The organism is Chryseobacterium gilvum, assembly GCF_025628965.1.
GTDB lineage: Bacteria > Bacteroidota > Bacteroidia > Flavobacteriales > Weeksellaceae > Chryseobacterium > Chryseobacterium gilvum.
This window is the reverse complement of the sequence record NZ_JAOTEN010000001.1, coordinates 91,561-104,464: the sequence shown is the minus strand read 5'-3', so window position 1 is coordinate 104,464 and position 12,904 is coordinate 91,561. Positions and strand designations below refer to the sequence as shown.

The following is a 12,904-nucleotide window of genomic DNA, read 5'->3' as shown; positions in this document are numbered from 1 at the left end:
TTTATATATGATAAAAGCAATAACTGTACAGAATACAATTATTGCCAGTTTATTTATGATTTATTTTTTACAAATACTTTTGCTGAACCGTTTGAATGGTTTGTTCCAGTTTTCTGTCTGCTGTAGGATCTCCGATGGCATTGAATTTCCACTCATTGTTTCTTCTGTAGAAAACACCCATCACCATGGCAACATGACCGTTGAAAGATTTGTCATTGGCAATATCATACTTGGCAAAAACTTCTCTTACAGAGGTTGGAGTACCTTCATAAATGCGGATAGATGCAAAAGGAATAGTCCCGAAATCCTGCCCTTTGTAGCTGTTCAGAACCAATGCTACATGTTCTACATTGGCATCTAAATTATTGAAATCTATGGTAATAACTTCATTATCAAGACCATCATCTCCATTAACATCCCCTGTAAGATCATCCCCGCTGTGTTTTACAGATCCGTTTTTGGATTTAAGATTTCCAAAATAGATAACTTCCGTAGCGTTTTTATTTGCATCATACAGAATGCAGCTTCCGTCTAAATCTACGGCCTCTTTTGAAACTCCGCCGAAGAAACTTTTTTTCTCTATCGCACCCCAGTTGATTCCTACACACGCCTGCGACAATGTCGTTCCGTTTTCTTTAGTCAGGTTTATTCTCTGACCTTTTTGTAAGTTAATAGCCATTGTTCTATTGAGTTTTAATTTATTAATTATTTAAGTTTAAATTGAGCATCGCCCGCAAAATATTGGTTTCTTCATTCACATCAAAAATTTTGCTCATGATATCCATGCTTTCGAGATTTCGAAGATAATCTTTCAATACCGATTCTACAGCATCGGGAAGGGATCTTTTTCTTTCATCAATGGTTTCTTCCAGCTCTTCATTCTTTTTTTTCAGCTGATTGATAACAGCCATCTGGTTAGATTCATTTTCTGAGATATTGAGGTCTGCCAATTCTTCATGAATCAGATACATTCTTCGTTCTTCAACATTAAAAACAAAATGCTCATCGCTCTGAAAAATTTTAAAAAGCTCGTATTCATTTTTTCCGATCCTGAAACCGCAGACAAAACGCACTTTAAATCCCTGAATATTAAGCTTTCCCAGCAATTTCCTTTCTATACGATATTCCTGATACTGATAAGAAGGCTGTTGCTGAATATTCAGCTTTGATTCATCTGCATTGATTCTGTAAAATTCTGTACCGTATCGTTTATGGAAATACAATACCTCATTCCAGTTCAGGGAAAACTGATTTTCGGTAAGATCCTTATATAGGTTTTTCAGATGATTTGAAAAAATCCCACTGTAAATTTTCCGGTCGGTCTCAAAATGATCTGTTTTTCTTTGTTCAAAATCTGAAATGTATTGAGTGTTGATATTGATTTCGTTAATCACCGCTAAAAGATCATTTTCTTTCTGCTTTTTGATCTTCGTCAGCAATTCTATCAGACTGTCGGTATACTGTAAGTGAAAAAGCTCCAGTTTATGGTAATCCAATGTCTTGTTATCATTGAACAACTGATGGATAATATCGGTTTTAATATAAATCGATATGATATCAAGATTTTCAAAGAAATTTGAAAGAAGTTTAAGCTTTGTTAACCTTCTTTTGCTTTGAGACATTATGATTTCAACCTCACCATCCACTTTTTTACAATTATCCTCTTATGTTTGCTTTTAATTCCGATTCTAAGGTCTGCAGATCCTGATCCAGCTTTCTTCTGTTTTCGGCACCTTGCTTCTGAATCTGTTTTACTTCATTCAAAGTATTGATCAGCATTGCGGTAGTTTCTTTCAGAGTTTCTGCAGAAACAATGGTCTGTTCGTTTGCTTTTGCCACGTTTCTTGAATTCTGACCGAGGCGTTCTGCATTTTTTCTCAAAATTTCTTCTGTAGTAGAAGATACTTTCTGCTGAATCTCGATATTCTGCTGCTGTCTGTGCATTGCAACCGCTAACGATAGTTGATTTTTCCAGACAGGCAAAGTTGTGGTAAGAATGGTCTGCGCTTTCTCGGCAATTGAAACGTTATTGTTCTGTACGAGTCTGATCTGCGGGAGCGACTGCATCATGATGAGACGCACTACTTTAAGATCAGCAAGCCTTCTGTCTAACCTGTTGATAAAATCTCTTTTGTCAGCAATCTGATAATCGGCATAGTTTTGCACATTGGCTTCCATCTCGGCAAGTTCTACCCCTGCTTTTTCCATTCTGATGTTTCCTGCGATGACAAGATCTTCAATGGCTTTGATGGAATTGACATTACTTTCAAAAATAGTCTGTAATACTGCATTATCTTTGGTAGAAGTGATGATTCCTGCATTTACTTTGTGTGAAATCTGATCAATATTACTGGTAATCTTATCGTATTTCGCGAATAAATTATCTACCTGGGTGATCATTTTTTTCATGAACGGAAGTTTGCTCAGGAAACTTTTCACTTTATTTCCTTCCAATTCATCTACATCTACATAATTTAATTCTACCAACAGATTATTGATAAGCTCTCCTACTTCACCGGAGTTTGAGCGTCTTACATTTCCTAAAAAGCTGTCACTCTGATTAGCCAGGGTTTTCTGCAGCTCTGATCCGAAATTAACAATAGAGGCCGGATTTGTTTCGTCAATCGCATTGGCAATCTGCTCAAACTTCTGACGTTCTTCTCCCTGAATCTGGTTCAGATTGACATTCCCGTCCCGGTCTACAAGAACTGCAGGCGCCGCATTCTGAACAGGCTGGCTTGGCTGCGCAGGCTCAAATGATTTAAGAGGCTCAATATCCTGAAGCGGATCAGTGGGTTGATTGGGTTGATTATCCATAATGATTATTGATAGATTGATACAAATTTCTCAAGGCCTTCTCTTTGTCCGGCTCCTACGGCTTCAAATTTCCATTCGCCGTTTCGGTTGTAGATTCTTCCGAATTCTACTGCCGTTTCGATGGAGAAATCTTCGTCCAGCTCATATTTTAAAAGCTCTTCATTGGTATCGGTATTGAAAATTCTGATGAACGAGTTTCTTACCTGTCCGAAATTCTGTTTTCTTGATTCAGCTTCATGAATGGTCACAACAACGGTAATCTCTTTTACGGCAGGATCAATTTTTGTTAAATCAATCTTGATCTGCTCATCATCTCCGTCTCCGTCTCCAGTTAAATTATCTCCCGAATGAATCACAGATTTGTCTGGAGATTCTGTATTGTTATAAAAAATAAAATGATTGTCTGAGACCAGTTTTTTGTTTTCTCCCAGTAAAAAAAGAGAAGCATCCAGGTCAAAACCTGTACCTGTAGATGTACTGTTGACATCCCATCCTAAACCAATGGTGAATTTGGGTGCGCTTATATTTTCTCTCTGTCCTTTTTGCAAATTAATAGCCATAGTGTAATTCAGTTTGTGTTAACGTATTGATATTGTTTTCGTATTCTTTTATTAAGTGATAATTGTTGCTTATTGCCAACTCGAGAAGATGATTCATCTGCTCTTTTTTTATTTTAGACGTAAGATACTCAAAATTACTTGATTCTAAGCCTAAAATATATTTTACAATTCTTGTATTAAACTGGAAACTGGGCTTCAGCATTACTTCGGCGACGTCTTGCACATTTTTCACCGCATAATAATTAAAATAGTTTTCAATTTTAGGATCAAGCTCAAAATTCATCAGTTCGGCATAATACATGAATAAAAAATCGGCCTGTACATCAAATTCGTTTAAGATTTTATTGACTGTAAATTCATGGCTTCCGGTAATTTTGATATCGTCTATAAAAATGCAGAGCTTTCCTCTTAAAAAGTCTTTATCAAGATAATACGTATCATTACCGATCAGGTTTTTACGGTCTTCAAAACTTAACGTGCCGTAATCGGTGGTGTAGGTATGATTTCTGTTTATTTTTGAAAGGATACTGGATTTTTTTCCTTTCTGAAAGAGATAAAAATCCAATTGTTTTTTAAAATAAAAACATAAAAAATTGGAAGCGGTGGGAATCGCCATATACGGGCTTGGCAATACGAGAATTTCTTTATCTGTATGTAAGATTTCTTCGTGCTGAGCAATAAACCCTTCAAATAATTCTCTGGCAAATTTTTCTGCGTATGACTTATCGCCGTACTTGAAATAGCTGTATTCTGCCGGAGAAAAGGTAAATTCTTCCGCAGAATGAATATGGTGTAAGCTGTATCTTTTATTCATATTAGATTGAGTGTTTTAACAAATGGGCATTAAAACCGAAATCTCTTGCCCCTTTATAATCTGCAATAGGATTGTCTCCGATGTGCAAAATCTGATCCAACAGCAGATCCTGGTTCTTAATTTTATTTTTAACTTCCTGGAAAACAAGAGGATTAGGTTTTGAGCAATTGACCTCATCAGAATAAATATGAAAATCAATGTACTGATCCAGGTTTTCTCCGATCAGAAATTTTCTCATCGTCGTTCCTTTGATAAAACCCGTGTTGCTCAGAATATTAATGGTTTTCCCCTGGCTTTTAATGCTGTCAAAAAACTGGTGAAGGTTTTCAAAAATAATAACCGGTTTGTATTCTAAAAAAAGCTTTTCGCTTGCAAGGTAAAATTCTTTGAGATTTTCTTTGGTCATCCCTTTAATGTCGACATTTAAAGCATTCAAAATCAATAAATAAATCTCATACGTATCTACATTTCTGCCGATGACTTCATTAATGGTATTACAAAGGTCATCATAATATTTTACTACTTTTGCAACTTTATCCACAGGCTGGCTGATGTCAAAAAATGAGGCAAACAGCTCCACTCTTTTCGTTTTGAATTCCGGGTGAGATTTTATTAAGGTGAGCCACAGATCAAAAGAAAAATGAGCGTGGTTATGAATGTCGATATCTACTTTCAAAACAGTATACGTTAAGGGTTGTACTTGGTTTTTCCTGAAAAAGATTTAAATATTTATTTTTCAATTTGTGTTGAGTTAATCAATTCTTTTCAAAGATAAAATTTTTATTATTACCTACGGATTTTTTAATACTTTTTAAGGTTTTTATGGTATAGCTTAAGACAGATTTAAGGTATATTTTACTTTACGTTCAAATTACTTTTCTGGCATCACTTTATAGGTAGGATCTTCCTGGATATTAACTTCAATTACGGCTTCTGCATTTTTCAGCATTGTACGGCAGTCTTCACTCAGGTGCTTTAAAAGGATTTTTTTGTTTTGCCGGGCATACCTTTTTGATAATTTATCCAATGCATCAATCGCGCTCATATCAACGATCCGGCTTTCTTTAAAATCTACAATAACCCGTTCAGGATCGTTTTTAGGGTCAAATTTATCAGTAAAAGCTGTCACGGAGCCGAAAAATAAAGGCCCGAAAATTTCGTAATATTTAATTCCGTTTTCATCGGTGTATTTTCTTGCCCGGATTCTTTTCGCATTATCCCATGCAAAAACCAACGCGGAAATTATGACTCCCACCAGAACCGCCAAAGCAAGATTATGTAAAACAATAGTAATTAAAGCAACCGTCATTCCGACAAAAATATCAGATTTCGGCATTTTATTGACGATTCTGATTGATACCCACTGAAATGTGCTGATCGCGACCATCATCATGACCCCCACCAAAGCTGCCATCGGGATTTTTTCAATAAAAGGAGCGCCCACCAAAATGATGATTAAAATAGTGACTGAAGCGATAATTCCCGAAAGTCTGGCTCTTGAACCCGCATTGAGATTGACCAATGTCTGCGCCACCATTGCACAGCCACCCATTCCGCCGAAAAAACCGTTGGTAATATTGGCAATTCCCTGTGCAGCAGCTTCTTTATTGGCATTTCCTTTTGAATCTGTAATTTCATCTACCATGGATAAGGTTAAAAGTGATTCGATTAAACCTACTCCCGCCATAATCAAAGCATAAGGAAAAATAATCTGTAACGTTTCCAGAGATACCGGAATGGCAGGAATATGAAAATCAGGTAAACTTCCGCTGATATGAGCGATGTCTGCAACCGTTTTTGTATGAATATCAAAGCCTAAAACAATGGCAAAAACAATAACAATCGCGATTAATGAAGCCGGAACCACTTTGGTCATTTTAGGAAAAAAATAAACAATGGCAATCGTAAAAGCCGTTAAGCCCAACATCACGTACAAAGCAGTACCCTGAAGCCAATTGACCATTCCGTTTGCATCAACAAATTTAAACTGCTCTACCTGCGCCATAAAAATAATAACCGCCAAACCATTCAGAAAGCCAAACATGACAGGCTGCGGAATTAATCTTACAAATTTCCCAAGCCTGAAGACGCCCACCAATACCTGAAAAATCCCTGCAAGAACTACCGTTGCAAAAAGATATTCTACACCGTGAGATCGTATTAAGGCAATCAAAACCACAATCGTTGCTCCTGCCCCACCAGAAACCATTCCGGGGCGGCCTCCTAAAATCGCGGTAACCAAACCCATCATAAACGCAGCATAAAGCCCCGTCAATGGAGATAGCCCAGCCAAAATTGCAAATGATAGCGATTCCGGAATCATCGTCATGGCAACCGTAAATCCGGCAAGCAATTCGTTTTTAAAATTTATTTTTTCGCGTATTTCGGTGGTGTAAAAATAACTTTTGATATCCATAGTGAAGCCTTTAAACAATCCCGGAATCAATTAGAATAATTACACTATAATTCACGAAAACGTTTTAAACATGCAAAGGTATGGACTATGGCCTATCTAAACAATCTTTACACCCGGTTCTTCTATCTGAAAAAGTAATATGTATAGATTCTATGTCTTCAAAAAACAATTGTTTAATTCTCAACATAATTTTGGTATTTTTATCTTTATTAAAATAAAAAGGACAGGTTTATTGTATGATTTTTTATAAATTTGACAGGTTAGAGAATGCATTCTCAACACATGAATGATCAAAAGATAAATGAAAAATATTTAAATATAAACTTTTATCAATAGATGCTTTACAAAGTAATACATATCGGGAAATACATTAAGAAGGTTGCAGATGAAAAGGAAATCCCTATGGAAAGAATATGCAATTTTCTGAATAAAGATGAAGAGTTTGTAAATGCCCTATTTGAAAGCAGTTCTGTAGACACCGATATTCTCCTGAGATGCAGCAAATTATTAGAATATGATTTTTTCAGGATTTATTCTTCACATCTTATTCTGTATGCTCCTCCTTCTGCGGTAAACAAGAATCAGCAGAAAACAGATACTACGCCGCAATTCCGGAAAAATATCTACACCCAGGAAATCAAGGATTTTATCATGAAAAAAATCACTTCCGGTGAGATGACCCAATCTGACGTGATCAGCGAATATTCCATTCCGAAAAGCACGCTTCACCGGTGGCTGCAGAAAAAAAATAACGAATTGTAAAAAGATCACATATGAAGCCTAATTACAGCAAAATATACCATGATCTTCTGAAGGAAGAATATCCTGAAAAATTAAAAGACGAAAAAATCCTGCAGCTGCTGCAGAATCTTGACACTTCAGAACAGGTCATCCGATTTAATGAAAAGGTTTTCAAACAAAGTAAGGAAAGCCAGGAAAACAACCAGAAGCTGAGAACTTATGACAAGGAAACCATGCTGAAAATCCTTCAGTACCAGAAAGACCACGGTTTCTCCAGCAACTATATTTCAAAAAAATACAAAATCAGCAGAACAACCATTGCAAAATGGAAGAAAATGTATGAAGAAGAGATTCAATAGGTCGAAAAGATTAAAACTAAAGCTTTTTTTTGCAATGGTGAATGGTAATGGCAATTGCACGTAATCTGCCTGTTCACTTTTAACATATTTATTATCTTTGCGCATTGAACATACAATTATGAGTATTCACATCAGTGCAAAAAAAGGAGAAATTGCTAAAGTGGTCTTGCAACCCGGAGATCCGCTTCGTGCAAAATACATTGCTGAAAATTTTCTTGAAAACGCAAAATTGGTCAGCCAGACCAGAGGAATTTTTTATTACACCGGTCTTTACAAAGGTAAAGAAATCTCTGTAGGAGCCAGCGGAATGGGTTTTCCGAGCATCGGGATTTACTCTTTTGAGCTGTATACGGAGTATGAAGTTGACACCATTATCAGAATCGGAACCTGCGGCGCTTATACGACTGATCTCAAAGTTTTTGACATTCTCAATGTAGAAAATGCAGTCAGCGAAAGTACATACGCAAAATATGCCTGGGAAATTGAAGAGGAAAGCATTGCGCATCAGGGAAAAATTTTTGACACCATCAATAATACAGCTAATGAATTATCATTAAAGACAAAATCTGTCAATATTCACAGCAGCGATATTTTTTACAGAAAAAATCCTGAAATTCCTGCCATTGCGACAAAATACAATTGCCCAGCTGTTGAAATGGAGGCTTTCGGATTATTTGCCAATGCAAAACATTTAGGTAAAAATGCAGCAACCATTCTTACTGTTTCAGATATTATTCCCACCCATGAAAATATCTCTGCCGATCAAAGAGAAAAAGCTTTAAAACCAATGATCGAACTGGCGTTGGAATCGGCTTTCAGATTTTAATAACGGCTTGTTTACGATCATCAAAACCACTGCAATTGCGGTGGTTTTGATGTTAAAGATCTTTTGACAAAATGTAAAAATTTAAAGGTACTTCAATAAAAACCGTTCATAAGAACGGTTTAATTATTAGCGGTTTATTGTTAATAAAGCTTCGTCGAAATGCAAATTGTAGCAGAATCTTTTAAATTATTGTGTTCACTTTTTATTTTAAATTCATTCTATCTTTTTTCGAGATAATTTTAGCTGAAATTTTCTATATCAGCTGACCCCTGAATTCTTTTTATAATTAACATTCTTAACCGATCCTCATGCAGATCCGCCCATTGCCCTAAAACACCTATCACAGGAATCAAACTTTTACCAAATTCTGTTAAACTATATTCTACTTTTGGAGGTACGACCGGATAAATTTTCTTTGTAACCAATTCGTGATCTTCCAATTCCTTTAACTGAATATTTAAAACCCTTCTTGTGGCATCCGGTATTTTACGTTGCAATTCACTTGGTCTTTTATGTCCTTGATCAATAAACCAAAGCAAACGTATCTTCCATTTCCCGTAAAGTACTTCACCGATCAGATCAAGTCCGCAATTCAGGTTCGGTATTATTTTTCTCTCATACATATTGCAAAATTAAACGTATGTTCCGATTTGTACAATAGGGGAATAATTTATCCCTATATGAATCGTAATTCCGTACTTGTGCAAACTGTTTTTATACCCCAATTTTGCCCTATAAATAATTTCTAAAAATGGAACAATTTAATTTCAACAATGAGTTATCGGGCAAAATTGCATTGGTAACAGGAGGTACAAAAGGAGCCGGAAGAGCTATAGCAGAAAGACTTTTGCAAGCCGGTGCAACGGTTATTATATCTGCAAGAAACGCTACGGAAACTGAAAACAGCAAATTACATTTCATAGCTGCCGATTTAAGTACGGCAGAAGGATCACAGAAAGTGGTAAGCGAAGTGCTTTCGACTTATGGAAAGTTGGATATTTTAGTGAATAACCTTGGCTCTTCAACAACTCCTGCTGGTGGTTTTAATGCACTAAGCGACGGAGATTGGGAATCAACACTACAGGCAAATTTGCTTGCTCCGGTTCGTCTGGACCGAGGATTTTTACCACAGATGATTGATCGAAAAGATGGTGTTATCATTCACATTGCTTCCATTCAAGGCAAGTTGCCGCTGTATGATTCTACTCTACCTTATGCAGCTTCAAAAGCAGCATTGCTTAACTATAGCAAAAGCTTATCAAATGAGGTTACACCAAAAGGCGTACGTGTACTCGCTGTTTCACCGGGATGGATAAATACCACAGCATCTGTAGATTGGCTGGGTGAAATTGCCAGAAACTCTAATATTTCTGTTGAGGAGGCTCAACAAAACGTGATGGATGCATTAGGAGGGATTCCGTTTGGAAGACCCGCAGAGCCTCTGGAAGTTGCGGAGTTAGTCGGTTTTTTGGTTTCTCCAAGAGCAAGCTACCTTACAGGAACAAATTATATAATCGACGGTGGAACTGTACCCACTATTTCATAATTTCAAAATATAAAAAGATGAACTTACCAAAAATAGTATCAGAATTAGTAAAAACACAAAACAATTTCGATAGTGTGGCTTACGCAAATTGTTTTTCCGAGAAGGCAGTTGTTTTTGATGAAGGAAAAACACACAATGGAAGAAAAGAAATAGAACATTGGATCGCAGATGCCAATGAGCGTTACCAATCTATTATGACGCCTGTCAGTTATGAACAAAATGGAACGGAAAGCATTTTAAAAGCAGATGTTTCGGGAACTTTTCCGGGAAGTCCAATTGTATTGAGCTACCATTTAAAAATTGATAATGAATTAATACAATCACTGAAAATTACTGGATAAAAAAACGGCTAAATCTTTAGCCGTTTTTTTTAGAATGTAAAACATTTTCAGAATCTGGTTGAGAAAATGGCGTTTGATAGGCTTTGTTTCTAAATTCCGAAAAGTTTTAGTAAATCAAAATATCACCTATCTCAAAAGGTAGAGATAAATTTTCTTTTGATTGGTCAGAACAACTGCTTAAATAATATATATCATTATATTTATTTAATTCATTTTAATGATTTCACTTAGAAATTCATACCAAGTATTTTTCATATTATGGGTTTCTAATTTCTATTTTTCTAATTGTTACTGATCTTGAATTCCCTTACACCATCATGCAAAATTGGTTTGTTATTGTCTCGAGTTGTGCAATTTGAGCAAGAATCAGCGCTGCAGAATTAACATGCGTCCCACAAGAGAGCTAATTAATCCTCCAATAACTCCGATACGGGATCGTCAACAAAAAAACAGAGGAAAAGCAAATTGAAAAAGTCGAACAAAAAAAGGAAGAAAAGAAGATTGATCTGGTTGATCAGAAAAAAGAAACTCAGACCGACATTGAAGTTAAGGGAAAGGCTGAAACTGATAAACCGATTGAAGTGTATAATATTGAGAACGGCGACACTTTACAAAGCATTAAAGTTACCGGGAATGCAGATGTATCGATCAGAACAAAAACAGCGAAATTGGATCAGGTAAAGAAGGAAGATTCAAAATCTGAAAGCAGCAATAAAATTGAAGATTTTGCGCGGGGATTGGTTAATGAATCAAATTTCAAGAAAGCCGGCAAAGAAATCAACACTTCAGCAAAAAAAGCTACCACCACTGGTACATTTTGGAGCTTTGGACTGCTTACTATTTTCGGGGTTGTTTCAATTGTAGTAATTGGATTAATAATTTATTTTAAAAGATAGAAATGAAAATATTAACAGAACAGGATTATGTAAATGCAGCTGCATAATTAAAATGTGAAGTTGCTGCGATCAAAGCTGTTGCTGAAGCTGAAAGTTTAGCCAGTGAATTTCAGGCAGATGGTAAACCTAAGATTTTATTTGAACGTCATAAGTTCCATGCTTTTACCGCAGGAAAATATTCTGCAGATCATCCGGATATTTCAAATGAGAGAGCTGATGGTTACACAAAAAATGAATATGCACGCTTAGAAAAGGCAGCAAAATTAGACCGAACAGCAGCTTTAAAATCCACAAACTGGGGAAAGTTCCAGATTATGGGGTTCAATTTCGCATTAGCTGGATTTTCAACATTACAGGACTTTATTACTGCAATGTACAGAAGTGAATCAGATCAGCTAAAGGCATTTGTGCATTTTATCAAATACAATAGGTTAGATGATGAACTACATGAAAAACGATGGGCAGACTTTTCGCGGATTTACAATGGGAAGAATTTTCATATTAATGAATATGATATTAAAATAGGTAATGTCTACAAAAAATATTCTAACTGATACAGCTAAAATTTATTTGCGGCTTCTCATATAAAATTCTAATCCTTGATTAATTTCTTCTTGCTTTGTAATTACTGTTGCTTGTCCTGTAGCTGTAGCACGTTCAATAAGTAAGTTATCCGTAGGAACACCTTTTGTCAGATTAAAATAATCAATATCCCCATTTTCATCAATATATTCTAATATTTTTTGTCCTTCAATTAGCAGAATTATATATTGTGGTTTGAAATATCTTTCCTTGATAATGTTTCTGCTTAATTCTTTTCCTAAAATTTCTAATTCAGTAACAAGATTATAATTTGCTGCCATTGATTCACTTTTTTCTCTCTTATAAGTATTATTAAGTGTATCATTTTCAATCCGTAACCTTGATATGGTTCCATTTAGAAGGTTCATTTCAGTTTTTAAATTATTCATTTCATTTTCTGCAGAGTCATAGCGTAATTGCAATCGATGGATTTCTTCTGATTTCTCATTAATTGTTGTTGTAAATTTTGATTTTTCGGACTCAAGATCTTTTATTTCACTGTCTTTAGAAAAAATCAATTCTTTTTGATCATCACGTGTTTTAGAATATTCTCGTACAATTTCTCGTTGCTCTTCATATTTCTTTGAATAATCGTTAAACTTAGCTTCCATTTCATTAAACTCCTCTTTGGAAATAATTCTTTTACGAAAAATTCTACTTGTAATCCACAACATTAATTTATCAAAAAGTGCTGAAATGGTTTTTGTGAGTGTAACTAATGTATACCCCAAAATGATTAATACAATTGTAAAAACAATATTTATTGGAGTTTCACAATAAATATTTTTTGAGTAAAAATAACATCTTATATATGTGATTCTTTCGTGCAAATCTGAATTTTTTTCAAAATTGAAAAATGTGTATACAAAATCCCAATTTCTTAATATCCAAACGAAAATGAACGTACCGAAAAACGTACTGGTAAGTTTATCTTTAATATTGGTGAAAAAATCTGTTATAGGAGCAATCATTGGTTTAGTTTTTACGAATATACAATTTTCAACAT

The 12,904-nt window shown here is 35.3% G+C and carries 16 protein-coding genes; 7 read left to right on the top strand and 9 right to left on the bottom strand.

Annotated features, from left to right (window positions below; all coding sequences use genetic code 11):
• Positions 1–67 precede the first annotated feature (67 nt).
• From N0B16_RS00530 to N0B16_RS00500, 7 genes are all read right to left on the bottom strand, one after another.
• Complete coding sequence (locus tag N0B16_RS00530) at positions 68–679, bottom strand: TerD family protein (protein WP_262988772.1); 612 nt, start codon at positions 677–679, stop codon at positions 68–70.
• 22 nt (positions 680–701) lie between these two features.
• On the bottom strand, positions 702–1,622 hold the full coding sequence (locus tag N0B16_RS00525) for a hypothetical protein (RefSeq protein WP_262988771.1): 921 nt from the start codon (positions 1,620–1,622) through the stop codon (positions 702–704).
• A 34-nt stretch (positions 1,623–1,656) separates the two neighbouring features.
• Positions 1,657–2,817 carry a toxic anion resistance protein gene (locus tag N0B16_RS00520; protein WP_262988770.1) on the bottom strand — a complete coding sequence of 387 codons (1,161 nt, stop codon included), beginning with the start codon at positions 2,815–2,817 and terminating at the stop codon, positions 1,657–1,659.
• Positions 2,818–2,822: 5 nt separating this feature from the next.
• On the bottom strand, positions 2,823–3,377 hold the full coding sequence (locus N0B16_RS00515) for a TerD family protein (RefSeq protein ID WP_262988769.1): 555 nt from the start codon (positions 3,375–3,377) through the stop codon (positions 2,823–2,825).
• Positions 3,367–4,191 carry a phosphoribosyltransferase family protein gene (locus tag N0B16_RS00510; protein ID WP_262988768.1) on the bottom strand — a complete coding sequence of 275 codons (825 nt, stop codon included), beginning with the start codon at positions 4,189–4,191 and terminating at the stop codon, positions 3,367–3,369. Before N0B16_RS00510 ends, N0B16_RS00515 begins: the two co-directional genes overlap by 11 nt.
• A gap of 1 nt (position 4,192) precedes the next feature.
• The gene (locus tag N0B16_RS00505) at positions 4,193–4,867 is read right to left on the bottom strand and encodes an HAD family hydrolase (protein ID WP_262988767.1); all 675 of its coding nucleotides are present in this window, start codon (positions 4,865–4,867) and stop codon (positions 4,193–4,195) included.
• Between the two features lie 195 nt (positions 4,868–5,062).
• Positions 5,063–6,607 carry a SulP family inorganic anion transporter gene (locus N0B16_RS00500; protein ID WP_262988766.1) on the bottom strand — a complete coding sequence of 515 codons (1,545 nt, stop codon included), beginning with the start codon at positions 6,605–6,607 and terminating at the stop codon, positions 5,063–5,065.
• Between the two features lie 336 nt (positions 6,608–6,943).
• Between N0B16_RS00500 and N0B16_RS00495 the strand changes: the two genes are divergently transcribed.
• The 3 genes from N0B16_RS00495 to deoD all read left to right on the top strand — a co-directional run bounded on the left by N0B16_RS00495 (position 6,944) and on the right by deoD (position 8,533).
• Complete coding sequence (locus N0B16_RS00495) at positions 6,944–7,369, top strand: transposase (protein WP_262988765.1); 426 nt, start codon at positions 6,944–6,946, stop codon at positions 7,367–7,369.
• An 11-nt stretch (positions 7,370–7,380) separates the two neighbouring features.
• Positions 7,381–7,707: a helix-turn-helix domain-containing protein gene (locus N0B16_RS00490; RefSeq protein WP_262988764.1), complete on the top strand. Its 327-nt coding sequence runs from the start codon at positions 7,381–7,383 to the stop codon at positions 7,705–7,707.
• 118 nt (positions 7,708–7,825) lie between these two features.
• Positions 7,826–8,533, top strand: a complete 708-nt coding sequence (gene deoD / locus N0B16_RS00485) for a purine-nucleoside phosphorylase (RefSeq protein WP_262988763.1) — start codon at positions 7,826–7,828, stop codon at positions 8,531–8,533.
• A gap of 239 nt (positions 8,534–8,772) precedes the next feature.
• Here deoD and N0B16_RS00480 read toward each other — a convergent pair whose 3' ends face one another.
• The gene (locus N0B16_RS00480; protein ID WP_262988762.1) at positions 8,773–9,156 is read right to left on the bottom strand and encodes a winged helix-turn-helix transcriptional regulator; all 384 of its coding nucleotides are present in this window, start codon (positions 9,154–9,156) and stop codon (positions 8,773–8,775) included.
• Between the two features lie 128 nt (positions 9,157–9,284).
• Between N0B16_RS00480 and N0B16_RS00475 the strand changes: the two genes are divergently transcribed.
• The 4 genes from N0B16_RS00475 (at position 9,285) to N0B16_RS14130 (ending at position 11,870) form a co-directional block, all read left to right on the top strand.
• Positions 9,285–10,079, top strand: coding sequence for an SDR family oxidoreductase (locus tag N0B16_RS00475; RefSeq protein ID WP_262988761.1), 795 nt, complete (start codon positions 9,285–9,287; stop codon positions 10,077–10,079).
• Between the two features lie 17 nt (positions 10,080–10,096).
• Positions 10,097–10,420 (top strand): nuclear transport factor 2 family protein, encoded by a 324-nt coding sequence (locus tag N0B16_RS00470; RefSeq protein WP_262988760.1) that lies wholly within the window; start codon positions 10,097–10,099, stop codon positions 10,418–10,420.
• Positions 10,421–11,001: 581 nt separating this feature from the next.
• On the top strand, positions 11,002–11,316 hold the full coding sequence (locus tag N0B16_RS00465) for a hypothetical protein (protein WP_262988759.1): 315 nt from the start codon (positions 11,002–11,004) through the stop codon (positions 11,314–11,316).
• A 68-nt stretch (positions 11,317–11,384) separates the two neighbouring features.
• On the top strand, positions 11,385–11,870 hold the full coding sequence (locus N0B16_RS14130) for an N-acetylmuramidase family protein (RefSeq protein ID WP_368407545.1): 486 nt from the start codon (positions 11,385–11,387) through the stop codon (positions 11,868–11,870).
• A gap of 12 nt (positions 11,871–11,882) precedes the next feature.
• On the opposite strand, the gene N0B16_RS00460 is transcribed toward N0B16_RS14130, so the two are convergent.
• Entirely contained in the window at positions 11,883–12,869 is a 987-nt protein-coding gene (locus N0B16_RS00460) for a hypothetical protein (protein WP_262988758.1), read from the bottom strand.
• Positions 12,870–12,904: the final 35 nt, after the last annotated feature.

Coding starts and splice junctions, on each gene's coding strand:
- N0B16_RS00480 (WP_262988762.1), bottom strand. CDS start 9,156: ATGTATGAGAGAAAAATAATACCGAACCTGAATTGCGGACTTGATCTG.
- N0B16_RS00520 (WP_262988770.1), bottom strand. CDS start 2,817: ATGGATAATCAACCCAATCAACCCACTGATCCGCTTCAGGATATTGAG.
- deoD (WP_262988763.1), top strand. CDS start 7,826: ATGAGTATTCACATCAGTGCAAAAAAAGGAGAAATTGCTAAAGTGGTC.
- N0B16_RS00460 (WP_262988758.1), bottom strand. CDS start 12,869: ATGATTGCTCCTATAACAGATTTTTTCACCAATATTAAAGATAAACTT.
- N0B16_RS00470 (WP_262988760.1), top strand. CDS start 10,097: ATGAACTTACCAAAAATAGTATCAGAATTAGTAAAAACACAAAACAAT.
- N0B16_RS00495 (WP_262988765.1), top strand. CDS start 6,944: ATGCTTTACAAAGTAATACATATCGGGAAATACATTAAGAAGGTTGCA.
- N0B16_RS00500 (WP_262988766.1), bottom strand. CDS start 6,607: ATGGATATCAAAAGTTATTTTTACACCACCGAAATACGCGAAAAAATA.
- N0B16_RS00525 (WP_262988771.1), bottom strand. CDS start 1,622: ATGTCTCAAAGCAAAAGAAGGTTAACAAAGCTTAAACTTCTTTCAAAT.
- N0B16_RS00530 (WP_262988772.1), bottom strand. CDS start 679: ATGGCTATTAACTTACAAAAAGGTCAGAGAATAAACCTGACTAAAGAA.
- N0B16_RS00475 (WP_262988761.1), top strand. CDS start 9,285: ATGGAACAATTTAATTTCAACAATGAGTTATCGGGCAAAATTGCATTG.
- N0B16_RS00510 (WP_262988768.1), bottom strand. CDS start 4,191: ATGAATAAAAGATACAGCTTACACCATATTCATTCTGCGGAAGAATTT.
- N0B16_RS00490 (WP_262988764.1), top strand. CDS start 7,381: ATGAAGCCTAATTACAGCAAAATATACCATGATCTTCTGAAGGAAGAA.
- N0B16_RS00515 (WP_262988769.1), bottom strand. CDS start 3,377: ATGGCTATTAATTTGCAAAAAGGACAGAGAGAAAATATAAGCGCACCC.